This window comes from Nocardia sp. CC227C, assembly GCF_030767025.1.
Lineage (GTDB): Bacteria > Actinomycetota > Actinomycetes > Mycobacteriales > Mycobacteriaceae > Nocardia.
The window spans coordinates 203882-226190 of sequence record NZ_JASITE010000012.1; the positions used below are offsets into that span (position 1 = coordinate 203882).

Annotated in this window: 26 protein-coding genes and 1 pseudogene; 12 read left to right on the plus strand and 15 right to left on the minus strand. The window is 69.1% G+C overall.

Going from position 1 to position 22309, the window contains the following annotated elements; translation table 11 throughout:
• Positions 1-14: 14 nt before the first annotated feature.
• From QMO76_RS24245 to QMO76_RS24255, 3 genes are all read right to left on the minus strand, one after another.
• Positions 15-725: a sigma-70 family RNA polymerase sigma factor gene (locus QMO76_RS24245; RefSeq protein ID WP_306363626.1), complete on the minus strand. Its 711-nt coding sequence runs from the start codon at positions 723-725 to the stop codon at positions 15-17.
• Between the two features lie 186 nt (positions 726-911).
• On the minus strand, positions 912-1487 hold the full coding sequence (locus tag QMO76_RS24250; protein ID WP_306363674.1) for a DUF3159 domain-containing protein: 576 nt from the start codon (positions 1485-1487) through the stop codon (positions 912-914).
• Between the two features lie 201 nt (positions 1488-1688).
• Positions 1689-2081, minus strand: coding sequence for an OB-fold nucleic acid binding domain-containing protein (locus tag QMO76_RS24255; RefSeq protein WP_306363627.1), 393 nt, complete (start codon positions 2079-2081; stop codon positions 1689-1691).
• 142 nt (positions 2082-2223) lie between these two features.
• Here QMO76_RS24255 and QMO76_RS24260 point away from each other — a divergent pair, with 142 nt between their 5' ends.
• On the plus strand, positions 2224-2949 hold the full coding sequence (locus QMO76_RS24260; protein WP_306363628.1) for an alpha/beta fold hydrolase: 726 nt from the start codon (positions 2224-2226) through the stop codon (positions 2947-2949).
• 162 nt (positions 2950-3111) lie between these two features.
• On the opposite strand, the gene QMO76_RS24265 is transcribed toward QMO76_RS24260, so the two are convergent.
• Together QMO76_RS24265 and dut are read right to left on the minus strand one after the other, a co-directional pair.
• A complete protein-coding gene (locus QMO76_RS24265; protein WP_372342065.1) occupies positions 3112-4020 on the minus strand; it encodes a DUF3710 domain-containing protein in 909 nt (302 codons plus the stop codon).
• 5 nt (positions 4021-4025) lie between these two features.
• Positions 4026-4526: a dUTP diphosphatase gene (dut, locus tag QMO76_RS24270; RefSeq protein WP_029924103.1), complete on the minus strand. Its 501-nt coding sequence runs from the start codon at positions 4524-4526 to the stop codon at positions 4026-4028.
• 82 nt (positions 4527-4608) lie between these two features.
• On the opposite strand from dut, the gene QMO76_RS24275 reads away from it, so the two are divergent.
• Positions 4609-5079: a DUF3093 domain-containing protein gene (locus QMO76_RS24275; protein ID WP_306363675.1), complete on the plus strand. Its 471-nt coding sequence runs from the start codon at positions 4609-4611 to the stop codon at positions 5077-5079.
• A 223-nt stretch (positions 5080-5302) separates the two neighbouring features.
• Here the strand turns inward: QMO76_RS24275 and QMO76_RS24280 are convergent, their stop codons facing one another.
• Positions 5303-5605: a DUF4193 domain-containing protein gene (locus QMO76_RS24280; RefSeq protein ID WP_029924101.1), complete on the minus strand. Its 303-nt coding sequence runs from the start codon at positions 5603-5605 to the stop codon at positions 5303-5305.
• A gap of 378 nt (positions 5606-5983) precedes the next feature.
• On the opposite strand from QMO76_RS24280, the gene cei reads away from it, so the two are divergent.
• Entirely contained in the window at positions 5984-6658 is a 675-nt protein-coding gene (gene cei, locus QMO76_RS24285; RefSeq protein WP_306363630.1) for an envelope integrity protein Cei, read from the plus strand.
• Between the two features lie 180 nt (positions 6659-6838).
• Here the strand turns inward: cei and QMO76_RS24290 are convergent, their stop codons facing one another.
• Positions 6839-7753 carry an inositol monophosphatase family protein gene (locus QMO76_RS24290; RefSeq protein WP_372342060.1) on the minus strand — a complete coding sequence of 305 codons (915 nt, stop codon included), beginning with the start codon at positions 7751-7753 and terminating at the stop codon, positions 6839-6841.
• Between the two features lie 140 nt (positions 7754-7893).
• Between QMO76_RS24290 and ppgK the strand changes: the two genes are divergently transcribed.
• Positions 7894-8652, plus strand: a complete 759-nt coding sequence (gene ppgK / locus QMO76_RS24295; RefSeq protein ID WP_306363631.1) for a polyphosphate--glucose phosphotransferase — start codon at positions 7894-7896, stop codon at positions 8650-8652.
• Between the two features lie 144 nt (positions 8653-8796).
• Positions 8797-10200, plus strand: a complete 1404-nt coding sequence (locus QMO76_RS24300; RefSeq protein WP_306363632.1) for an RNA polymerase sigma factor — start codon at positions 8797-8799, stop codon at positions 10198-10200.
• Between the two features lie 157 nt (positions 10201-10357).
• On the opposite strand, the gene QMO76_RS24305 is transcribed toward QMO76_RS24300, so the two are convergent.
• Complete coding sequence (locus QMO76_RS24305; RefSeq protein WP_306363633.1) at positions 10358-11533, minus strand: epoxide hydrolase family protein; 1176 nt, start codon at positions 11531-11533, stop codon at positions 10358-10360.
• A gap of 82 nt (positions 11534-11615) precedes the next feature.
• On the opposite strand from QMO76_RS24305, the gene QMO76_RS24310 reads away from it, so the two are divergent.
• The gene (locus QMO76_RS24310; RefSeq protein WP_306363634.1) at positions 11616-12182 is read left to right on the plus strand and encodes a CGNR zinc finger domain-containing protein; all 567 of its coding nucleotides are present in this window, start codon (positions 11616-11618) and stop codon (positions 12180-12182) included.
• Positions 12183-12209: 27 nt separating this feature from the next.
• Here QMO76_RS24310 and QMO76_RS24315 read toward each other — a convergent pair whose 3' ends face one another.
• From QMO76_RS24315 to QMO76_RS24325, 3 genes are all read right to left on the minus strand, one after another.
• On the minus strand, positions 12210-12428 hold the full coding sequence (locus QMO76_RS24315) for a hypothetical protein (protein ID WP_306363635.1): 219 nt from the start codon (positions 12426-12428) through the stop codon (positions 12210-12212).
• Positions 12429-12610: 182 nt separating this feature from the next.
• The gene (gene yidC / locus QMO76_RS24320) at positions 12611-13546 is read right to left on the minus strand and encodes a membrane protein insertase YidC (RefSeq protein WP_306363636.1); all 936 of its coding nucleotides are present in this window, start codon (positions 13544-13546) and stop codon (positions 12611-12613) included.
• Positions 13547-13670: 124 nt separating this feature from the next.
• On the minus strand, positions 13671-13994 hold the full coding sequence (locus tag QMO76_RS24325; protein ID WP_306363637.1) for a DUF6412 domain-containing protein: 324 nt from the start codon (positions 13992-13994) through the stop codon (positions 13671-13673).
• 144 nt (positions 13995-14138) lie between these two features.
• On the opposite strand from QMO76_RS24325, the gene QMO76_RS24330 reads away from it, so the two are divergent.
• From QMO76_RS24330 to QMO76_RS24340, 3 genes and pseudogenes are all read left to right on the plus strand, one after another.
• Entirely contained in the window at positions 14139-14468 is a 330-nt protein-coding gene (locus QMO76_RS24330; protein WP_306363638.1) for a hypothetical protein, read from the plus strand.
• Positions 14422-14547 (plus strand): annotated as a pseudogene (locus QMO76_RS24335) (barstar family protein); the annotation flags it as partial. The gene QMO76_RS24330 and the pseudogene QMO76_RS24335, both read left to right, overlap by 47 nt.
• Positions 14548-14764: 217 nt before the next feature.
• On the plus strand, positions 14765-15547 hold the full coding sequence (locus QMO76_RS24340) for an alpha/beta fold hydrolase (protein WP_306363639.1): 783 nt from the start codon (positions 14765-14767) through the stop codon (positions 15545-15547).
• On the opposite strand, the gene QMO76_RS24345 is transcribed toward QMO76_RS24340, so the two are convergent.
• Entirely contained in the window at positions 15487-16083 is a 597-nt protein-coding gene (locus tag QMO76_RS24345) for a TetR/AcrR family transcriptional regulator (protein ID WP_306363640.1), read from the minus strand. The two genes, QMO76_RS24340 and QMO76_RS24345, sit on opposite strands and share 61 nt — an antisense overlap.
• A 149-nt stretch (positions 16084-16232) precedes the next feature.
• On the opposite strand from QMO76_RS24345, the gene QMO76_RS24350 reads away from it, so the two are divergent.
• The 3 genes from QMO76_RS24350 to QMO76_RS24360 all read left to right on the plus strand — a co-directional run bounded on the left by QMO76_RS24350 (position 16233) and on the right by QMO76_RS24360 (position 19489).
• Positions 16233-17177 carry an alpha/beta fold hydrolase gene (locus QMO76_RS24350; protein WP_306363641.1) on the plus strand — a complete coding sequence of 315 codons (945 nt, stop codon included), beginning with the start codon at positions 16233-16235 and terminating at the stop codon, positions 17175-17177.
• An 85-nt stretch (positions 17178-17262) separates the two neighbouring features.
• Positions 17263-18303: an NAD(P)-dependent alcohol dehydrogenase gene (locus QMO76_RS24355; RefSeq protein ID WP_306363642.1), complete on the plus strand. Its 1041-nt coding sequence runs from the start codon at positions 17263-17265 to the stop codon at positions 18301-18303.
• Positions 18304-18655: 352 nt separating this feature from the next.
• Positions 18656-19489, plus strand: coding sequence for an MHYT domain-containing protein (locus QMO76_RS24360; protein WP_306363643.1), 834 nt, complete (start codon positions 18656-18658; stop codon positions 19487-19489).
• Here QMO76_RS24360 and QMO76_RS24365 read toward each other — a convergent pair.
• The 3 genes from QMO76_RS24365 to QMO76_RS24375 form a co-directional block, all read right to left on the minus strand.
• Entirely contained in the window at positions 19461-20444 is a 984-nt protein-coding gene (locus QMO76_RS24365; RefSeq protein WP_306363644.1) for a DUF418 domain-containing protein, read from the minus strand. The two genes, QMO76_RS24360 and QMO76_RS24365, sit on opposite strands and share 29 nt — an antisense overlap.
• Before the next feature lie 86 nt (positions 20445-20530).
• Positions 20531-21178: a response regulator transcription factor gene (locus tag QMO76_RS24370; RefSeq protein WP_306363645.1), complete on the minus strand. Its 648-nt coding sequence runs from the start codon at positions 21176-21178 to the stop codon at positions 20531-20533.
• Positions 21175-22290 carry a sensor histidine kinase gene (locus QMO76_RS24375; RefSeq protein ID WP_306363646.1) on the minus strand — a complete coding sequence of 372 codons (1116 nt, stop codon included), beginning with the start codon at positions 22288-22290 and terminating at the stop codon, positions 21175-21177. Before QMO76_RS24375 ends, QMO76_RS24370 begins: the two co-directional genes overlap by 4 nt.
• Positions 22291-22309 lie beyond the last annotated feature (19 nt).

The following is a 22309-nucleotide window of genomic DNA, read 5'->3' on the forward strand; positions in this document are numbered from 1 at the left end:
GTCCGGCCCGGCGCTCAGGACGCGGCCCGCAACTCGGCGCGCAGCTTGTTCAGCGCGCGGTGCTGCATGACCCGCACCACGCCCGCACTGGTGCCGATGGCCTCCGCCGTCTCCGCGGCCGTCCAGCCCAGCACGATGCGCATGACCAGCACCTCGCGATGGGTGGGGGCCAGCACCTTCATGAGCTCCCGGGCGGCGGCCCGGGTCTCCGATGCCAGCGCCCGCTCCTCCGGGCCCGCCTCGGTGTTCGGCTCGTCCGGGAACTCCGCCACCGGGTAGGCCGGATGCAGCTGCGCCCGGCGGTAGGCGTCGGCCACCTTGTTGGCCGAGATGCCGTAGACGAAGGCCAGAAATGATTTGCCCTGGTCGCGGTAGCGCGGAATCGCCTGCACGGTAGCCAGGCAGATCTCCTGCGCCACATCGTCGGTGGTGACGTGCAGATGGCTCGCGCCGCTCATGCGGGCCGTGCAGTAGCGCCGCACCAGCGGATACACGATCCGCAGGATGTCCGACACCGCGTGCTTGTCACCGCTGGCGGCCGGTCCGATCAGTTTCTCCAATTCGGCTGCCGCCCGGCGACTCTCCGATGTCGCCGCACTGTTCTTGGATCCCCGCCCCGCCAGATGCCGGCGCGAGGCGCCCCGCGCCGCCGAACCGCGCCCCTCGTCGCGGATGCCCGACGTCGCCGCTGCCTTGCCCTCGGTAACCAACTCCGGTCCTTTCATCGTTTCCTGTCACAAACGATGTTGCTGCGAACCGGTGCGCCGAAATAGGTACCCCAGGGGTGGGTTGGGATCCACCTTTATCCCACCGATGCCCCCAAAGGTGTTGCGTCCGGCGCGCTTCGCGCGATAACCGCCCCCAGGAGTCAGGGCTCGCGCATCAAGGCGTGCGCATCAGGGGCTCGCGCATCAGGACTTGCGCACGGGCAGGTGTCCGGCGCGGCGCACCGCCCAGATGGTCACCAGCAGCGCGACCGCGGTCAGCGGCCAGCCCATGGCGATGCGGGCCGCGGCCAGCAGACCGGTGGAGTCGGCGTCGTAGAAGTGGTTCTGCACCACGTAGCGGGCGCCGAACACCACCGCCCACACCGCGGTGGCCAGATCGTAGAGGCGCATGGCCCGGCGGTCGGACCGCCAGTCGCTGCCGTGGCCGTTCAGGAAGCCCCAGATGACGCCCGCCAGCGGCCAGCGCACCAGCAGCGACAGCACGAACGCGCCCGCGTACACCAGGCTGGCGTAGATGCCGAACAGGAAGAAGCCCTTCGCCTCACCCATCCGGTAGGCGATGAAGGCGCACACGCCCACCCCGAGGAAGCCGGAGATGGCGGGCTGGACCGGATCGCGGCGCACGATCCGCCAGATCAGGATGGCCGTAGCGACCCCCAGGGCCGCCCAGATGGCGGTGGTGAGCCCGCGCCAGGTGTTCACCGGCACGAACACCACAACGGGCAGTGACGAGTAGATCAGGCCGCTGAAACCGCCCATCTGCTCGAGCAGCGACTGTTCGACCCGCTCCTCGCGGGCCTCCTCCTCGGCGGCCTCGCGGTCGGCAGCGAGCAGGGCCTGGTCGGCGCCGTCGACGACCGACCGCTCGGCGGCGATGAGCGCCGCATCGTCGCTGCCGCCCGGCTGCCCGGTGTTCCGGAAGTTCGTGGCCTTGTCGTCGCTGCTCGGTATCGGCATGCCTCAGGATTTCTCGTGGAGTTCGTAGTAAGGGTTGTAGATCACCTTGCCGCCGTCCCGTTCGCCGATCCGGCCGCGGACCAGAATCCTACGTCCCGGTTCGATGCCGGGGATGCGGCGACGCCCGATCCACACCAGGGCGATGCTGTCGGTGCCGTCGAAGAACTCCGCCTCGACCTCCGCACCGGCCGCCTTGGGGCAGGCTTCGACACTGCGCAGCCGGCCCAGCATGGTGACCTCTTCACCCCGTCGACACTCCGACGCCCGACAGGCCCCCGACGCCTCCGATGTCTCGGCGAGCTCCTCGGCGTCCAATCGATCCAGGTCCTCGGTCAGCCGACGGCTCAACCGCCGGAAATAACCGGAGGGTGTGTCCTTCCCACCCGAGGATGGCATCTCGCACTTCCCTGTAGAGCAAGACGGCGTGGGTCTCACGTCGTCGGGTTTCCCACACGGCCATGCTTCGGCCGTACACCGCCACTGTAGAGGTGCGGGCCTGCCCCCGCCACGCGCGCCCGGCGTGAGTAGCCTCATCCGGGTGCACGAGCTACCCCGTCCGGCGATCGCCGTCGCCCTGCCCGGAACCGGATCCGACGCCCACTTCGCCCGGCGTGCCTTCGAAACCGCCTGTGCCGCATTCGATCTGCCCGTGCACGCGGTAGATCCGGACACCCGCGGCGTGGTCGCGAGCTACCGCGCCGCCCTCGACGCCGCCGCCCGCTCCGGGCCGGTGCTGATCACCGGCATCTCCCTCGGCGCGGCCGTCGCCGTCGACTGGGCCGCGCGCAATCCGGACCGCACCGCCGCGGTGGTGGCCGCACTGCCCGCGTGGACGGGAGCCGACAGCGCCGACTGCCCCGCCGCCCGCTCCGCCGCCGCCACCGCCGTCCAGTTGCGCGCCGACGGCATCGAGGCCGTGACGGCACGCATGCGCGCCTCCAGCCCGGCCTGGCTGGCCGACGCACTCACCCGCTCCTGGCGCGCGCAATGGCCCGAGTTGCCGCGCTTCCTCGACGAGGCCGCCGCCTACGGCTGGCCCGAACCGGACCTGCTGGCACGCGTCACCGCGCCGGTGGCGGTGATCGGCGCGGTCGACGATCCGGTGCATCCGATCGGGGTGGCCGAACAGTGGACCGCCCTGCTGCCCCACGGCGAACTGCACCGCATCACCCTGGACGAACTGGGCGCGGACCCGAGCGTGCTCGGCCGCCGCGGGGTTCCGGCGCTGCTGCGAAACCCGGTGGGCGACAAGGCGGCCACCTGAGCGTCGGCGCGACCCCGCGGGCCGACCGTGCCCCGTGACGAACGGCACCGCCGCCGTCCCGGGCGCATACGCCACCTCCGCTGTGCGCGATATCGCAATCGGCCCGCCCACCGTCGGTGGGCGGGCCGTATCACACTGTGTCCCTTAGTTGTTCGGGGTCTTCTAGCCGTTCAGCCCCAGCTGCTGCATGGCCGAACCCTCGGCCCCGCGCCGCGGCTGCTCCGGCTCGGTCGGCGCGATCACCGGATGCTGCCCGGTGTTCATGGCCGCCATCTGCGCCGCCACCGCCTGCTGCTGCGCCGCCAACTGCTGCTGGTGGGCGGCGGCGAGCTGATCCGCGAGCTCCTGCGGCAGCACCACCGGCAGCGGCTCGCGCACCGGCAGCGGCTCGTCGCCGCGCCGGACGATGGTTTCGCCCAGAATCGCCCGCGCCGCCGCCACCAGCGGCTGGCCCTCGTCGGCCGCGCCGGAGGGACCGGCCGCGACCAGGCGCACCATCCAGCGGTGGCCGTCCACGCCGATGAAGCGCAGATCCGCGCCCTGGGTCACCGCGTGCAGCTCCCGGCCCCAGGGGCCCTGCTGCACGGATACCTGCGCGCCGTCCTTGCGCAGCGTCTCCGCCAGATCGGCCGCCACCGACCGCCACTGCCCCGGCGACTTGGGCGCCGCGTAGGCGGCGACCGTGAGCCGACCGTGCTGGGTGGCCAGGTGGACCGCCTGCGGGCTGCCCTCGGGGGTCATCTCCACCTGGAGCTGGCCGCCCGGCGGCACCGGCACGATCACCGAGCCGAGATCGAGGCGCTGGTCGGCGACCTTCGCGAGCAACTCGGACACATCGTCGTAGTCGTAGGGTCCGGTGCGCTCGGCGAAGTGGGCCGCGGCGTCGTCGTAGCCGCTGTCGGCGTCGTCCGCGTACTCCTCGTCGTAGTCGGCGTCCTGATACCCGGTGTCCTGATACCCGGTGTCCCGGTGATCGGCGTCCCGGTAATCGGCCTCACCGTAGTCCGCGTACTCGTCGTCGAACCGCTCCTCGGGTTCTCTGTCGGAGCGCTTTCTCTTCCGTCCGAACACCATCGTCATGCCTCCTTGCCGGTCGCCACGCCCGCCCCACCGGACCCCTCGGACAGGCTCGCGTGCCCGCCGCTCGATCCGTATCCTCCCGCGCCCCGAGCGGTGTCGTCGAGCTGCTCCACCTCGACGAAGTCGACCAGCTCCACCCGCTGCACCAGCAACTGGGCGATGCGGTCACCGCGCCGGAGCTCGATGGGCGTACGCACATCATGATTGATGAGGCACACCTTGATCTCACCGCGGTACCCGGCGTCGACCGTGCCGGGGGTGTTGACGACGGAGAGGCCGTGTTTGGCGGCCAGTCCGGACCGCGGATGGATGAGCCCCACGGTGCCCATCGGAAGAGCGACGGCGATCCCGGTGCCGACGAGCACCCGCTCCCCGGGTTCGATGATGACGTCCTCTGTGGTGCACAGGTCCACACCCGCGTCGCCGGCGTGGGCACGCGTGGGTACGGGGATGCCGGGATCGAGCCGCAGCAACGGAATAGGTGGAATACCGGTCACGTATGCCGAGCCTACGCGTTCCGCACCGCACCCCTTGACCTAGTCTGGGGTCGTGTCCGACCAGCTCCCGTCACAGGTGACCATGGAACAACAGCAGACGACCACCATCTACCGCGAGCGCCTCTGGGTGCCGCTGTGGTGGTGGCCGGCCGGCTTCCTCGTGGCCGGGTTGCTGGCCGCCGAAATCCATATGGGCGCACCGGGATTGCGGGCATGGCTGCCGTACGTGCTGCTGTTCCCGATCGTGGTGTGGGTGCTGCTGTGGTTTTCGCGACACCGGGTGGAGGTGACGCGCGACGCGTCCGGGATGGTGGAACTGCGCGCGGACCGCGCACATCTGCCCGCGTCGTTCGTGGCGCGGGCGGCGGCGGTACCCGCCAGTGCGAAGAGCGCGGCGCTGGGCCGTCAGCTCGACCCGGCCGCCTACATCCAGCACCGGGCCTGGATCGGCCCCATGGTGCTACTGGTTCTGGACGACCCCGACGACCCGACGCCGTACTGGTTGGTCAGTACGCGTCGGCCCGACCGGGTCCTAGCAGCGCTCGGCAAATAACCCCGGCTGGTCAGGCAGCGCTGATGGGCCCGACCGGTCCTGGCAGCGCTCGGCAAATAACCCTGGCTGGTCAGGCAGCGCTGATGGGCCCGACCCGGGTCTCAGCAGCGCTCGATGACGACCGTGGGCTGGTCGAGCCGCGCTGCGGAACTCGACACGGTCTCGACCGCGCTCGGCGTGCCGAGCGCGGGCTCCAATTCCCTCCGGGAACAGTGTCCGGCTCTCAGGCCGCGCAATCCATGCAGATCAGCTGGCCACCGTGTTCCTCGGCCAGTCGGCTGCGGTGGTGCACCAGGAAGCAGCTCGAGCAGGTGAACTCGTCGGCCTGCTTCGGGATCACCCGCACCGAGAGCACTTCTTCGGACAGGTCCGCGCCGGGAAGCTCGAACGACTCCGCGGTGTCGGACTCGTCGATATCCACGACAGCGGACGCGGCCTCGTTGCGGCGAGCCTTCAGCTCCTCCAGCGAGTCCTCCGACACTTCGTCGGTCTCGCTGCGCCGCGGTGCGTCATAGTCGGTTGCCATGTCGTCTTCCCCTCGTCCTTACTCCGTATATCCCGGACCGACGCACATCTCACCGACCCCCGGAGGGGAATCGGATCGGGGTGCACCGCCCCGCCCGTGGTGTACGTCACGACGCACACCGGTCACTGATCGGTCCGGACCCGGTGGATCCGTCCCTGATCGCGCTCGGTCAACGCAGGACATGCCCTTGTTGTTCCCGAAATCGCACCCCCGATTCACCTCGGATGATCCGATCTGGCCGCCAGACAATAGCGGACCCCACGACAAAAGTCGCAATCAAAACCCAGACGAGTCGAAACTGAGGGGCAATCGTCACCGTTGCTGAAACTCGCCGAGACCTTCCGCACCGCGAGCGAGACCTTTTCGTAGAGTATGAGGGTGGTTTCACTGATCACTCGAGGCACCGCGACCGATTCCGAGGGCCGCCCCTTCATCCGACGCCGCTGGGAACCGTGGGCGGCGCTGGTGGGTGCGCTCGCCGTGATCTGCCTGCTCGTCTGGTGGGGCGCGCTCACCCGCGACGCGCGCGACTCCGGCGCCATGACCTGCAATTCCCCCAGTCCCGCCCAGAGCACGGACGCCCCCGCGGCGACCGAACTGGGGCAGCGGGTGTCCCCGTCGCGCCTGCGGGACGTGGAACCGGCGGCGCTGGCCCAGACCAAGGTGCGCGTACTCAATGCCAACGGCCAGCGCGGCCAGGCCACCCATGTGGCCTCGCAGCTCAGCGATCTCGGATTCGCGCCCGCGGCGGAGGCTTTCGGTAACGACACGGTGTACGTCAACGGCGACCTGGAGTGCAGCGGCCAGATCCGCTACGGCGTGAACGGCCGCTCGGCCGCCGCCTCGGTGCAGCTGGTGGCCCCCTGCGCCGAACTCATCGAGGACCAGCGCACCGACGAGAGCGTGGACCTGGTGCTCGGCTCACTGTTCCGTGATGTCCGACCCAGCACCGACGCCGAGGAGGTGCTGCGCTCGCTGAAGAATCCGGCCCCGGGCAGCGAACCGGCCATCGACCCCGTCCTGCTCGACGCCGCGCGGACGGCGAAGTGCTGACCTGAGCTTTTCCGATCCGCCGGGCGGGCCGTCCAGCCCGATCGACGTGGGGCCGTGAACAGTGGTTCACGGCCCCACACTTGTCCGGGCGGCGCGCTGGTGCACCCTGGGACAGCGCACCAGCCATGCCCTGGTGCGACCCAGCTGTCCCGTACAGCCCTTCGGCCGTCCGGTATGCCCTCAGATCTCCGGTATGGCCGCTGTCGCGCCCAGCGTCTCCAGCAGCCCGAACAGCTCATCGGCGATGCCCGGTGCCGCGGCGACCGTCAGCGCGCCCTCGGCGCCCGAGGCTTCGGGAGCCGGAAGGCGCAGGCGCGCACCGGCTTCCGCCGCGATGAGCGCTCCCGCGGCCCAGTCCCAGAGGTTCAGGCCGTGTTCGTAGTGCGCGTCCACCCGGCCCTCGGCGACCATGCACAGATCCAGCGCGGCCGCCCCGACACGCCGGATGTCGCGAATATGCGGCAACAACTCGGCGATCAGCTGCCCCTGCCGGGTGCGGCGATGCCGCGCGTAGGCGAAGCCGGTGGCGACCAGCGACATTGCGGCGCTGTCCACGGCGTTGCAGCGCAACGGGATCGGGTCCGCACCGGGTTCGAGGCGGTGCGCGCCCTGCCCCAGCCCCGCGCTGTAGACCACCTCGTGCGCCACGTCGGCCACCGCGCCCGCCAGCGAACGCCCGTCCCGCATGGCCGCCACCGAGACGGCGTAGGCCGGGATGCCGTAGAGGAAGTTCACGGTGCCGTCGATGGGGTCCACCACCCAGTGCACGGCGTCGCCGTCGAGGGAGCCGCCGCCCTCCTCCCCCACCACGCGATCGTGCGGGCGCAGTTCGGCGAGCAGTTTGCGAACCAACTGTTCGGTCTCGGTGTCCACGATGGTGACCGGATCGGTCGGCGTGCTCTTGGCCTGCACGGCGTCCGATTCGTGCGCGTGCGGTCCGAAGACCTCGGGGCGGCGGGAGCGCACGTGCGCGGCGGCGGTCTCGGCCAGAAGTACCGCTACCCGGCGCAGTTCGGCGATATCGGCCCCATCGGGGTCGTCGGTGGTGTTCGATGCGGTCGAGGTGGCTGTCGAAGTGAAATCGGAGTCCGGCACGCATCCATCGCAGCACAGATCCGGCGAAACGCGCATTAGGCTTGTCGGGCACGACACAGCTCATACGCCGGTGCGGGACGCGACGTGGCGGGCGACCACGATGGTGTACCGGCCATCAGGAGAGAACGAGGAGATTCGTCATGTCCGCTCGGGGGCACGCGTTCGGCATCGATATCGGTGGCAGTGGGGTGAAGGGAGCCGCGGTGGATCTCACCGACGGTGAACTCGTCCACGAACGCATCAAGATCCCGACGCCGCAGCCGTCCACCCCGAACGCGGTCGCCGAGGCGGTGGCGAAGCTGGTCGCCCAGGCCGGATGGGAAGGACCGGTCGGCATCACCCTGCCGAGCGTGGTGATCGGCGGCATCGCCCGAACCGCCGCCAATATCGACCGGAACTGGATCGGCACCGACGCCCGCGCCCTGTTCTCCGCGGCGCTGGGCGGTCGCGAGGTCACCGTGCTCAACGACGCCGACGCCGCCGGACTCGCCGAGGATCGCTACGGCGCGGCCAAAGAACTGGCCGGCCTGGTGGTGCTGCTCACCTTCGGCACCGGGATCGGATCGGCGGTGATGTACAACGGCGTGTTGATGCCCAACTCCGAACTCGGGCACGTGGAGGTGGACGGTCGCGAGGCCGAGCACCGTGCCGCCGCGTCGATCAAGGATCGGCTCGACCTGACCTACCCGCAGTGGGCCGAGGAGGTGAGCAAGGTGCTGGTCACCCTGGAAGATCTGATCTGGCCGAATGTCTTCGTGGCGGGCGGCGGGATCAGCCGGGATCATGAGCAGTGGATCCCGTTGCTGACCAACAGAACCCCCGTGGTGGCGGCCGATTTGAAGAACACCGCGGGCATCGTCGGAGCCGCCATGGCCGTCGATGCCGGTATCGCACCGTAAGCAGCCAGGTTCGATCGTTACAATGGAACAAGCCCGGCGGTGAGCCGGAAAGCCAACCCGGCGATTGCCGGAACCCCCGACCGAACCGCTCCGCCGGATCCACTCTGGCGTGACGCCGCACGAAACCGTCACGAAAGGGCGTACGTGGTAGCCACGAATACCCGAGAGACCGCCGAATCGGCCGACGCTGCCGACTCCGCAGACACCACCGCAGCACGGCCGGTCAAGAAGGCTGCCGCTAAGAAGGCTCCGGCCAAGAAGGCCGCTGCCAAGAAGACGGCGGCCAAGAAGACCGCCGCGAAGAAGACCGCCAAGGCCACCAAGGCCGCGAAGAAGGCGGCCCCCAAGAAGGCCGGTGAAGGCGCCGACGGCGCCGAGGTCGAGAACCTCGACGACGAGTCGTTGGAAATCGACGACCTGGGCGACCTCGAAGTCGACGACGAGGACCTCGGCGACGAGGAAATCGAAGTCGCGGACGACGAGGTCGAGGAAGAAGCCGAAGAGGCCGAAGCCGAGACCGAGGAGGCCGACGAGCCGACCGCCAAGGACAAGGCGTCCGGCGACTTCGTCTGGGACGAGGAGGAGTCCGAGGCGTTGCGGCAGGCCCGCAAGGACGCCGAACTCACCGCCTCCGCCGACTCGGTCCGCGCCTACCTCAAGCAGATCGGCAAGGTCGCCCTCCTCAATGCCGAGGAGGAGGTCGAACTCGCCAAGCGCATCGAGGCCGGTCTGTACGCCACGGAGAAGATCCGGGAGTACGCCGACAAGGGCGAGAAGCTCAGCGTCCAGCTGCGCCGCGATCTGAACTGGATCATGCGCGACGGCAACCGCGCCAAGAACCACCTGCTGGAGGCCAACCTCCGACTGGTCGTCTCGCTGGCCAAGCGCTACACCGGTCGCGGCATGGCGTTCCTGGACCTGATCCAGGAAGGCAACCTGGGCCTGATCCGCGCCGTCGAGAAGTTCGACTACACCAAGGGCTACAAGTTCTCCACCTACGCCACCTGGTGGATCCGGCAGGCCATCACCCGCGCCATGGCCGACCAGGCCCGCACCATCCGCATCCCGGTGCACATGGTCGAGGTCATCAACAAGCTCGGTCGCATCCAGCGCGAACTCCTCCAGGACCTGGGCCGCGAGCCCACCCCCGAGGAACTCGCCAAGGAAATGGACATCACGCCCGAGAAGGTCCTCGAGATCCAGCAGTACGCGCGTGAACCCATCTCCCTGGACCAGACCATCGGCGACGAGGGCGACAGCCAACTCGGCGACTTCATCGAAGACTCCGAAGCGGTCGTCGCGGTGGACGCCGTCAGCTTCACGCTCCTCCAGGACCAACTCCAGTCCGTCCTGGAAACCCTCTCCGAGCGCGAAGCCGGCGTAGTCCGCCTCCGCTTCGGCCTCACCGACGGCCAGCCCCGCACCCTGGACGAAATCGGCCAGGTCTACGGCGTCACCCGAGAACGCATCCGCCAGATCGAATCCAAGACCATGAGCAAGCTCCGCCACCCGAGCCGCTCCCAGGTCCTGCGGGACTACCTGGATTAGTCGATCCCCGAGACGCGGGCCGCCGAGCAGATGCTCGGCGGCCCGCTCTCGTCTGCGCGTGGTGAACGAGAATGGCGGCGCTGAAACCCGACCGACGTGGTGGCCTTCGTCGGCGCGGCTCGACGTCGACCAGCGCGGCGAATTCGAGTGGCCGCGTTCACCGTTTCGCGGCCGATACCGCCGCGAGCCCTTCCCGAAGATCGTGGACGAAATACTCCGGCACCTCCAGCGACGGGAAGTGTCCTCCGGTTTCGGCTACCCGCCATCGGACGATCTGACGGAATCGCTGCTGCGCCCACGGGCGGGGGCACTTCTCGATGTCGCGGGGATACACGGTGATCGCCGACGGGACGTCGACTCGGAGATCCGGGTCGAGGGAGTTGTGGCTTTCGTAGTAGATGCGGGCCGCGGAGGCTCCGGTGCGGGTCAGCCAGTACAGGGTGACGTCGTCGAGAATTCTGTCTCGGGAGATCGTTTCGAAGGGGCTGTCGCGGGTGTCGGTCCATTCGGCGAATTTGTCGAGGATCCAGGCGAGCAGCCCTACCGGTGAGTCGACGAGCGAGTAGCCGATGGTCTGCGGGCGGGCCGCCTGTTGCTTCGCGTACGCCGCGCGGCGGCTGCCCCAGAAATCGCGGGTGTCCACGGCCCAGGCGCGCTCGGCCGCCGTCAGCCCGTCGGTGGACAGTCCGGGCGGTGCCTGCGGGGTCACCGTGTGGATGCCGAGAACGTGTTCGGGGAATCTGCCGCCGAGGACCGTGGTGATCACGCCACCCCAGTCGCCGCCGTGGGCCGCGAACCTGCGGTAGCCGAGCCTTCCCATCAGTTCCACCCAGGCGGCAGCGATCTTCTCGATACCCCACCCGGTGGTGGACGGTTTGTCGCTGTAGCCGAAGCCCGGTAGCGACGGGACCACAACGTGGAATGCCGGAACCGCAGCATCTTTCGGCTCCGCCAGTTCGTCGACCACATCGACGAATTCCGCGATGCTGCCGGGCCAGCCGTGCGTGATGATCAGCGCAGTGGCGTCCGCGCGCGGGGATCGGCGGTGCAGGAAATGGATTCCCACACCGTCGATGGTCGTGCGGAACTGGCCGATCCGGTTGAGGCGCGCTTCGAACGACCGCCAGTCGTACCCGGTGCGCCAGTAGTCCACGACATCTACGAGATCGGCGAGGGGCACGCCCTGCTCCCAGCGGCGGGGGTCGGGCGCGGGGCGATAGACCGTCTCGGTTTCCGGCAGCCGCGCCGCGGCCAATCTCGCACGCAGCTCGTCGAGCTCGGCGTCGGGCACGCGGGCTTCGAATGCGTGCACATCGCTGGCGGGATGGGACATGAGACCTCCTGGCCATTGCGGAACCGGCTAAGCCGGTTCTAACACGGCTGGCTCCCCACGCGCAACCGGCTAAGCTGGTTCCATGCGTACCGCGTTCCCCGACTTCCGCCTCGGCAATGTGCTGGCAACCAGCTTCACGGGCACGCTGTCGGAGCGTCACGGCAATGCCGTCGAGCGCATCCCCACGCCGCAACGGCTCGTCGACTGGCTGGCGGTGAGCGGACTGGCCGTGGCGTCCTGCACCACCGCCCAGCACGAACTCGCTTGGGAACTGAGGGAATCCATCCACGCCGCCGCCACCGCGGCCGCGACCCACGAACCCCTCCCCGCCGCCGTGGTCCGAATCATCAACGACCGCAGCATTCAGGGCCGAGCCGCGGCAATCCTGACCCCCGACGGCCACCGGCAATGGCGACTCAGCTCACCGTCCCGCGTAGAGGACGCCCTGGGCGTGATCGCCGCCGACGCGATCGGCATCCTCGCAGGCGAACGAGACGGAAAACTGGCCCTGTGCGCATCCCCAACCTGCCGAGCCGCCTTCTTCGACACCAGCCAGAGCCGCACCCGCAGATGGTGTGACATGAACACCTGCGGGAACCGCCAGAAAAAGGCGCGCTTCAACGCCAACCAGCGCAATGCGGCACAGTAACCGTTACCCTCCCGCAGCGTTTATTCGCTACGACCGGTAGATGTCGTAGAACGCCTCCCGCACCACTGCCGCCTCCGCCGCACCTCGCCGCTCTATCCCCGTCACAACCTCGGACACGCTCCAGTAGTTCGACGGGACAAGACGCCCGGAGATCACCGCGGCGATGGCAGCATCCGCCGCCTCATCGGGTTTGTCGGCGGCGACGAGACCCGACGCACGAAGGCTGAGTTTCACTACCTTCAGCACTCGGACGGTTCCTGGTCGCTGGTAGGACGAGACGGGTGGCCCGTGGATACGAGCGCATATCTGGCCGAGCTCCGTGCGCTGGACGCCGACATCGAGACGCGCGCATCGTTATCCGCCCCAGTGATCGACGTGGAACCACTGTCGGTGCGAGACGAAGAAATCCGATGAGCGTCGGCGAGCGCTCAATGGCGTCGGGCCTTCCGTCCCCGTCGGCCAGCCGGGCGGACACCCGGCCGGGGTGCTGTCACCACTCGGTGTTCGGCCGCCGCGGCCCGTTTCGCCATTTCGTCGCGCTCGATGCGAGCGAAAACCACGTGCTGTTGGCCGTAGGTCCACACGCTGTTGCTCACCCAGTACAGCAGAATGGCGATCATCAGGAACGGTCCCCCGACCAGCACTCCGAGCGGGAAGATCCACAGCATCAGCCTGTTCATGGTCGTCGCCCGCGGGTCGGCCGCCGCTACCGAACCCTGCCGCGCAATGGAGGCCCTGGCATTCCAGTGGGTAGCAACAGCTGCGACAAGCATCAGAGGCACCGCCACCATCGCGATCGTGACCGATGATGGGACACCTCCGTACGGCGCAACGAACGCCAGTACGCTATCAGAGCTGGTGATGGCTGCGGAGATCGGAGCGCCGAACAGTCGGGCGGCCAGAAACGACTGCACATCGGCGGAGCTGAACAGGTAGTTCGGGGTATCGGCATTCGCCGCCGGTGTCATGCCCAACTCGCCCGGTCCGGTCCCGGTGCGGTTGAACGACCGCAGAACATGGAACAGGCCTAGGAATACCGGAGCCTGAACGAGCGCGGGCAGACATCCCATCAATGGGTTGAAGCCATGCTCCCGCTGCAGCTTCCGCAGTTCCGCAGCCTGCCGCTCCCGGTCGCCCGCGTACCTCCGCTGCAGCGCTGCGATCTGCGGCTGCAGGTACTGGAAATGTCGAGATGTGCGGATCTGGCGAATTGCGGGTTTCAGCAGCAGTATTCGCAGGCTGAACACCAGAAACACCACGGCCAGCGCCCAGGTGAGGCCGCTGTCGGGGCCGAGGATCGCGCCGAACGCTTTGTGCCAGAACCACAGAACGGCGGAGACGGGATAGTAGATGAAGTCGAACATTGAGCACCTCGGTAGCGGCATGCGCCGGTCAGCGGGCACGCCTGGAGCGCCGCACCCCGCGAAGCGAGGCGTCGGCGGATGGACGGAGATCGACCGAAAGTCGCCGCAGCCGAAAGGAAATCAGCTATGCGGCGGTCGGGATCCGCCCGGGTGCACGAGGACGTCGTGGACGACCCGGGGTGTCCGGAGCGCTCTGTCGGCGGAACGCACCACGCCGGTGCCGATCCACGCCGATTTCGCCGGGGAATCGCACGGCTCGCGAGGACAGACCGATTCGCGAACCACACGCGACGGCGGAGAGGACAACAGCGATGGCGATGCCCGCGCCCACCACCGCCGCGGTACCGTCGCCCACCAGTGTCGCGGTCACAACCAGAATCGACACGGTCACCCAGGCAAGCCGCACAGCAGCCGCCGAACGCCCGAGAACGGGCCAAATCCGTGTCACATCAGGAAGCGTACCGAACTCGAGGTCGAACTGCTGGGTTGTAGTCCACGAGGAAAGTTACGGAAGTGCCTGGAAACCTTGCCCGTTGGCGCAGTCCGCGTCGGTGGCGCTTCTCTCGACGTGCTCGACTCCAATGGTGTAACCATGGGCTCCTACTTCGTGTCCGAGATGACGGTCACCGCGGCCCGTCCCTCGAGCCTCGGTTCGGGTTCGGTCGATCTCGATGTGACGCTGTATTGCGATAACACGCATTTCGGTGGCGAGTGGGTATGGAACCTGATCCGTAACGGGGAATTGAACCGTCGCGGCATCTGGCAGCGGCTCGACACCGAGAACAGGATCGCGTGGTTGGCGGTGGCACTCTGGACGAGCGCCTACCAGCGCCGAGGCAGGCCGGATTCTGGCCCAGGTCAGGTTCTCACGCTGGATGGAGGCTGTCACCGACATCGTCAGCTTCTACTGCGCGCTCGGTGAAGCGATCAACGGTCCAGGGGGCTATTTCGGCTGGAACCTCGATGCTCTGTGCGACTGCCTGCGCGGCGGATGGGGAACCTCCAACCCATTCACACAAGCAAGCGATCACGATGAAGACGAGGCCGATGGGATGGGCGGATATCCGATATCCGTTGTCTCATCGGTGATTCCGGTAACGGAACTTCCAATCCGAATCGTTGAACACGTGTCAGGATCGCAGCGTGACGGATTGCGTTCGAAGTGTCGTGTCGGTCGACGGGACACGTATCGTCTTTCACACGCTGGGATCCGGGCCGGTGGTGGTGATCGTTCCCGGCGCGTTGGTCACATTGGACACGTACCTGGGGCTGGCCCAGCTGCTGGCTCCGGATTACCGGGTCATCGTGGTCGAACGGCGTGGATACGGCCTCAGCGAAAGCGGTCCGCGTCCAGTGGAATTCGCCACCCAGGCGGCCGACCTGGCGGCGGTCCTGACCGCCGTGGGTGAACCGGCTTTCGTCTTCGGGCACTCAGCGGGCGGTCTGGTCACGCTGGAGGCCATGCGGCGGGACCCGTCGATGGTGCGGCGTCTCGCGCTGTACGAACCGCCGCTCGCCCTCGCCGGCTCTCCGCTGAAACCGACGCTCGAACAGATTCGACGTCACATGGAGGCCGGGCGGCCCGCGGACGCGATCATCGAATTCTTCACCGCGATCACCGATCCCATCCCGGCCCGCGCGGCATTGCAACCGCTCGCGGACGCTCTCGCTTTCCGCGCGCCCGGGTTGGTCGCCGATCTCGAATGCCTGACGGCCATGGACCCGGATCCGGCATCCTGGCGAGCCATCGAACTGCCCGCCCTGCTTCTCGTCGGCGAGATCACCGACCCGTACGGCATCAGCAGCATTGACCTACTCCAATCAACGCTGCCCAATTCCCGCACCGTAACCTTGCCGGGACAACGGCACCACCCCGACGATGTCGACATACTGGCCGGTGCACTGCGCGATTTCTTCCGGAGTCCGCGGAGAAACGCGCATCACACCTCCACGCGCCGACACCCGTCGAGCAGCAGGCGAATGGTGAAACGTACGTCGTAGTCCGGGTCGGCCGTCTCCGCGCCCGCGCAGATGTCGCCGACCGCGCGCATGAGCTGGTACGCGGGGATGTCGGCGGTGATCTCGCCCGCGGCGCGGGCGGCGGCGAGGAGGGTGTCGAGGACGGGGAGGAGGCGGTCGAGGAACAGGGTGTGGAGGGTGGCGAAGCCCTCGGGGTCGTTGCGCATGGCGGCGGCCAGGCCGTGTTTGGTGACCAGGAAGTCGACGAAGAGGTCGATCCAGCGAGTGAGGGCGTCGAAGGGGGACGGTTCGGCGGCGAGGAGGGTGGGGGCGGCTTCGGCGCAGGCGTCTATCTGGTGGCGGTAGACGGCGGCGACGAGGTCGGCTCGGGTGGGGAAATGGCGGTAGATGGTGCCCATGCCGACGCCCGCGGCGGTGGCGATGCGGCGGACCGGCGCGTCCACGCCGTGGGTTTTGAAAACCGATGCGGCGGCGTCGAGCAGGGCGCGCTCGTTCCGCTGTGCGTCGGCGCGTTTGGCCGAGGTGGTGGCGGACGGAGTCCGGTCTCCTGCGTCCACGTGACGTCCCTTTCCGATGACAGCGCTTGCTAATCGGAACACTGCTCCGTATATTCGGAACAGCGCTCCGATTGCGAGTATATCGGCGGTTCACGCGGCCGAGGCCGTGCCGCCGCCGCGGGGCGTTCACCGCTATCGAAGGACTAACCATGCCCACACCGGATCCGGCGGCCCCGAGCGCCGTACCCGCACCGATCACCCCCATCATCAGCGTCGCACCGGTCACGCTGCCCGCACCCGAACGCGGCCACGACCTCCAGGTCCGCGTGTCCGCACCCGCCGTCGGCACCGGCCTGCCGATCATCGTGTTCGCGCACGGTTTCGGCGAATCCATGTCCGGTTACGACCCGCTGGTCGACTACTGGGCGGGCAACGGTTTCGTCGTCGTGCAGCCCACCTTTCTCGACTCCCGGACTCTCGGCCTGACCATGGACGATCCGCGCTTCCCGGATATCTGGCGGATCCGCGTCGACGACATCACACGGGTGCTCGACGCGCTCGACCAGATCGTCACCGCGCTCCCCGGGCTCGGCGAGCGGGTCGACCGCGACCGCATCGCGGTAGCCGGACATTCCTGGGGTGCGCAGACCGTCGGCATGCTGCTCGGCGCACGTGTTCTCGGCGCGGATGGGCGGCCCGGACCCGATCTGACCGATCCACGCGTGAAAGCGGGTGTACTGCTCGCCGCCACCGGCGTCGGCGGCGACACGCTCACACCGTTCGCCGCCGAGAATTTCGCCTTCATGAACCCCGACTTCACCAACCTGAGAACCCCGACGCTGGTGGTCGCGGGCGACCACGACCAATCCCATCTCTCCACGCGCGGCCCCGACTGGTTCACCGACGTCTACACCCACAGCCCGGGCGCGCGGAGCCTGCTCACCATCCATGGGGGCGAGCACTCCCTCGGCGGAATCCACGGCTACCAGGCCCGTGACACCACCGATGAGAGCCCCGAGCGGGTGGCACTCATCCGGCGGGCGGCGTGGACCTACCTCCGCAGCGCCCTCGGCATCGACGACACGGAGTGGAAGCAGCTGTGCGCCGACCTCGCACAGGCCGCGGACCCGATCGGGCGCATCGACAGCAAATAACCGCCGGTCCATGGGTTAGCCTCGACGCTGTAGCTCGGAAGTTTCTCAGGCGCGCACCACATGTGACTCGACCGAGAGGACAGCTATGAAGGCACTCCAGTATGTGGCCGTCGGTTCCGAACCCGAGGTGCGGGAGGTGTCCACGCCGGAGCCGGGGCCCGGGCAGGTGTTGCTCGCGGTGACCGCGGCGGGGGTGTGCCATTCCGATGATTTCGTCATGTCGATGCCCGCGGACGCGTTCCCGTTTCCGCTGCCGTTGACGCTCGGGCACGAGGGGGCGGGGACGGTCGCGGCCGTCGGTGCCGGGGTGCGCGGGATCGAGGTCGGGACGAACGTGGTGGTGTACGGGCCGTGGGGGTGCGGCGTGTGCTGGTTCTGCGCCCAGGGGCTGGAGAATTACTGTTCTCGGGCGGCGGAACTGGGGATCTTCCCGCCGGGGCTGGGTGCGCCCGGGGCGATCGCGGAGTATCTGATCGTCGATTCACCGCGGCATCTGGTGCCGATCGGTGACCTCGATCCGGTGGCGACGGTGCCGTTGACCGATGCGGGATTGACGCCGTATCACGCGATCAAGCGGTCGCTGGGCAAGTTGCGGCCGGGCTCGTGGGCGGTGGTGATCGGCAGCGGCGGACTCGGGCATGTCGCCATCCAACTGCTGCGGCACCTGTCATCGGCGCGCGTGGTCGCCCTCGATGTCAGCGACGAGAAGCTGGAGTTCGCGAAATCGGTGGGCGCGCACGAGGCGGTGCTGTCGAACGCGCAGGCGGCCGAGCAGGTCCGCAAGATCACCGGGCCGCTCGGGGCCAGCCTCGTGCTCGACTTCGTCGGATATCAGCCCACCGTCGATATCGCCATGGCGGTCGCGGGCGTGGATTCCGACGTCACCATCGTCGGCCTCGGCGACGGAAAGTCAGCCGCCCGAGTCGGTTTCGGCATCAGCCCGTACGAAGCGGCGGTCAGCGCACCGTACTGGGGCTCACGCGCGGAACTGATCGAACTGGTGGACCTGGCGCACGAGGGCATCCTCGATATCGCGGTGGAACGCTTCAGCCTCGACGACGCGCCCGAGGCGTATCGGCGACTGGCCGCGGGCACACTGCGCGGTCGGGCCGTCATCGTGCCCTGACTCCGCCCGACAGCCGATACACGCCGCGGGGACGCGCGGTGGCCGACGCTGCCCCGCCTGATCCGCTCGGCGGGGGTCGGTGAGCGGCGGCCGACCGGCCCGCGTTCGGCACACCGGCCGCACCGCCGGTGGGCACGCGTTATGGCGGTTCCGGCAAATCGAGCGCGTGCGGCACCGCGTGGTTCGCCCGTGAATTGCTCGTCACCTGCGGAAACTTCGAGCTATCGCCAACTGGAACAGGTTTCGAGGAAAAATGCCCTTTCAATTTCACAAAGCCGCTACCGGGCGGTAAGGTTCGCGCTCGATCACGGCGGTGAAAGCGCCAAAGCCCCGTTTCGGCAATGGAGTTCGTGTGCTCGAAATTCATCACTTCAGCTACGGGTGGGTGACGCCCGTACTGGCCTACGTCATGTCCGTCACCGGGTCGCTGCTCGGCTTGCGGTGCACGGCACGCGCGCGGGCCGGTGGTGGACGGCGTGGGTGGCTGATCGCGGCGGCGGTGGCCATCGGGGGCACCGGAATCTGGGTGATGCACTTCATCGCCATGCTCGGATTCTCGATTCACGGGGCGACGATCCGCTACGACGTCCCCATCACGCTGTTGAGCGCCGGGATCGCCATGGTGGTGGTGTGGCTGGGATTGTCCATCGTGACGCGGGACCGGCGGGGGCGGTGGGAATTGCCGGTGGGCGGCACGATCACCGGAACGGGCGTGGGCGCGATGCACTACGCCGGGATGTACGCCATGAAGTCGGACGCGATCGTGCGGTACGACCCGGCGCTGGTCACGCTGTCCATGGTGATCGCGGTGGTCGCGGCGACGGTGGCGCTGTGGTTCACGCTGCACATCAACGGCATCCTCGCCACCATCGGAGCGGCCCTGATCATGGGGGTGGCGGTGTGCGGTATGCACTACACCGGCATGGCGGCCATGAGCGCGCACCACGCCGCCGACCCGACCATGCCCGCCGGGGCGGGAGCCATGGAGTTGCTTGCGCCGCTGATGATCTCGGTGAGCATGGTGACCCTGGTCCTGCTCATCCACGTGGGCCTGACCGAGGTGGACGAGCGCAGCCGCCGCGAGATGCTGCCGCCGAAACCGGAGAGCAAACCGTGGTCGCTGGCGGGCGGCAGCCCGACGCCACCCCGGACCACGACTACGCCGCCGCCGCGCTACCGGCCCTGACCGCCGGGGCCGCCCCGGCCCAGGACGCCTTGCGCAGCAACCACTCCAGCGGACCCTGGTCGAAGCGGCTCAGCCACCACCGGGAGACCGCGCCCTGGACCACGAGGATCAGTACGCACAGCACGACCGTATGCGACCACGCCCGCGGCGCGTCCGGCCCGATGCCGAGCGGGCGCGCGGCGACGCGCAAGCCGACCACGATGAGGGTGGCCGCCACGTAGTTGGTGAGCGCCGTGCGGCCGAGCGCCGCGAGCAGCGCGGCCATCACCGCGAAACCCGTTGTGCGAGAGAGACTCAGCACGAGACAGGCATAGGTGGCCGCCATGATCAACCCGACCGCCGCACCGGCCTCCGGATGCCCGAGCTGCCACAGGACTCCGGCGGCGGCGGCCGGCCCGAGCGCCAGCGCGGCCATCGGCAGGACGTGGCGCGCAACGCTTTCCAACCGTCGCGGCAGATCGGCCAGACCCGCCGCGAATCCCAGCAGGAACAGACCGGGAACCAACACCAGGCCACCGCCCAGCGCGGCTCCGGCGACGGTGAGCAGCGCACCCGCCACCCCGGTCGCCGGGGCCGCCCACCGCCGCGGCAGGAATGTCGACGGCAGCAACAGCGTCAGCCCCACGATCGCGTACGGCAGCAGCGCCTCCCCCGGTTGCAGCAGCTGATGTAGCGCACCCAGCGCCGCCAACGCGAGAATCCGCCGCAGCAGCACCACGCGCGGTGCCGCCGCGCGACAGCGGGCCGAGCGCCACATGAGCGCGAAGCCGATCCCGAACAGCAGCGAGAACAGCGGGAAGAAGCGCCCGTACACGACCAGTTCCAGCACCCGCGGGACCGGGTCGAGCGCACCGTCGCGCACCGGATGAAGCCGCAGGATGGCGGGCGCGTTGGCGAACAGGATTCCGCACAGCGCGAATCCGCGCAGGACATCGAGGCCAGGCAGTCGTCGCATGATCCTCATGCTGGCCGCCGGGGCACCCGCCCGGCATCGGCCGAATGGCCGGGACCCGTCCGCCCGCCTCCGCCGATCGGCCGATCTCAGTCCATGAGCCCGGCCCGCCACGCCCGGGCCGCCACCTCCACCCGGTTCCGCGCCGACAGCCGCCGCTGCACGCTGGCGATATGGGTTTTCACCGTGCCGAGCGACAGATGCAGCCGTTCCCCGATCTCCGCATTGGTCGCACCCTCCCCCACCAACCGGGTCACCTCCAATTCGCGCGGGCTCAGGGCGGCGACCGCGGCCGCCAGCTCCGGCGGCACCCGGCGACCGGCGCGGGCGTGGGTGCGGCGCAGCAGACCGGTGGTGAGTTCCGGGCCGATCAGAGCGTCCCCGGCGACGGCCGCGCGGACCGCGGCCAGCAACAGATCCGGCCCGGAGTCCTTGAGCAGGAATCCGCTCGCCCCGTGGGCCAGTGCGGTATCGACGTAGTCGTCGTCGTTGAAGGTGGTCACCATGACCACACGCGTCTCGCCGCTGACCTGGCGGCACACCTGGAGGCCGTCCAACCGCGGCATCCGGATATCCAGCAGCGCCACCTCGGGCCGGTGTTCCCGCACGGCCGTGACCGCCGCGACGCCGTCGGCGCACTGCGCCACCACCTCGATATCGGGCGCGCTGTCGAGGATCAGTGCGAAGCCGATGCGCACCATCTCCTGATCGTCGGCCACGAGTACGCGAATCGTCATATCCCTCCAGCCTTTCCGTCGACCGGCAGCCGCGCGGCCACCCGCCAGCGGCCGTCGCGCAGGCGACCCGCGGTGGCGGTGCCGCCCACGGCCGCCGCCCGTGCGGCCAGCCCGGTCAGCCCGGTGCCGCTGCCGCCACCCAATCCCGCTGTCCCGGAACCGTTGTCGCACACCTCGACGGCCAGCTCGGCACCGCGCACCCGCACCACCGCCTCGATGCGGCTGGCGTCGGCGGCGTAGCGCCGAATGTTGTTGAACGCCTCCGCCAGCACCCGGTGCGCCGCCAGCACCACCGCATCGGCCACCCCGCCGTCGCGCACCTCCGGGTCGATGTCCGACACCACCTCGGCGGCGACGGTATCGGCGAAGCGCGAGACCAGATCGTCGAGGTCGTAGGTGTCGCGGGCGCCCGCACCGTCGCCCAGGGTGTCGACCAGCGACCGGATATCGCCCAGCGCCCGCCGCCCCGACCGTTCGATGCGCTCCAGCAGCGGGCGGGTCCGCTCCCCCGCTCCCGCCTGCGCGGCCTGCGCCAGCACCACCATCCCCATCACCTCGTGGGCGATGACATCGTGCAATTCCCTTGCCATCTGGGCACGTTCGCCCGCGACGGCCGCGCCGCGCTCGGCCACCAGCCGTTGGCGCTGTGCCCGCACGAGCAGCCCGATTCCCAGCGCGGTGACCGTCGGAATGGTGATGACCAGCACGGCCGTCGGCACGTCGTCGGTCCGCAGGGCGAGGGCCGATCCGACCGCGGCGACCGCCAGCGCGCCGGTGAGCCCGGCGTCGGCGACGGTGACGATCCGCGACGCGGCCACCCCGCTCGCGACGACGGCCACCCACGCCGAGGCCACCGCCCAACCCTGCATGCCCTGCGGCCACAGGCTCACCGCGATGATCGCGAGCACCGGCCCGGCCAGCGCGGCCACCACCGCGGCCCGCCGGGTGAGCGGCACCGCGTCCTCCCGCGCCGCCGTCCAGCAGGCCCAGCTGCCCAGCGCCGCCCCGCCCGCGTCCACGCCCGTCCACACCAGCGACCCCGTGGCATTCAACTCCAACAGCGCGGCCAGCCCGGCGGGCAGCACGCACAGCGCGAACAGGAGGCGACGCATACGCCCGACCCTAGCGGGC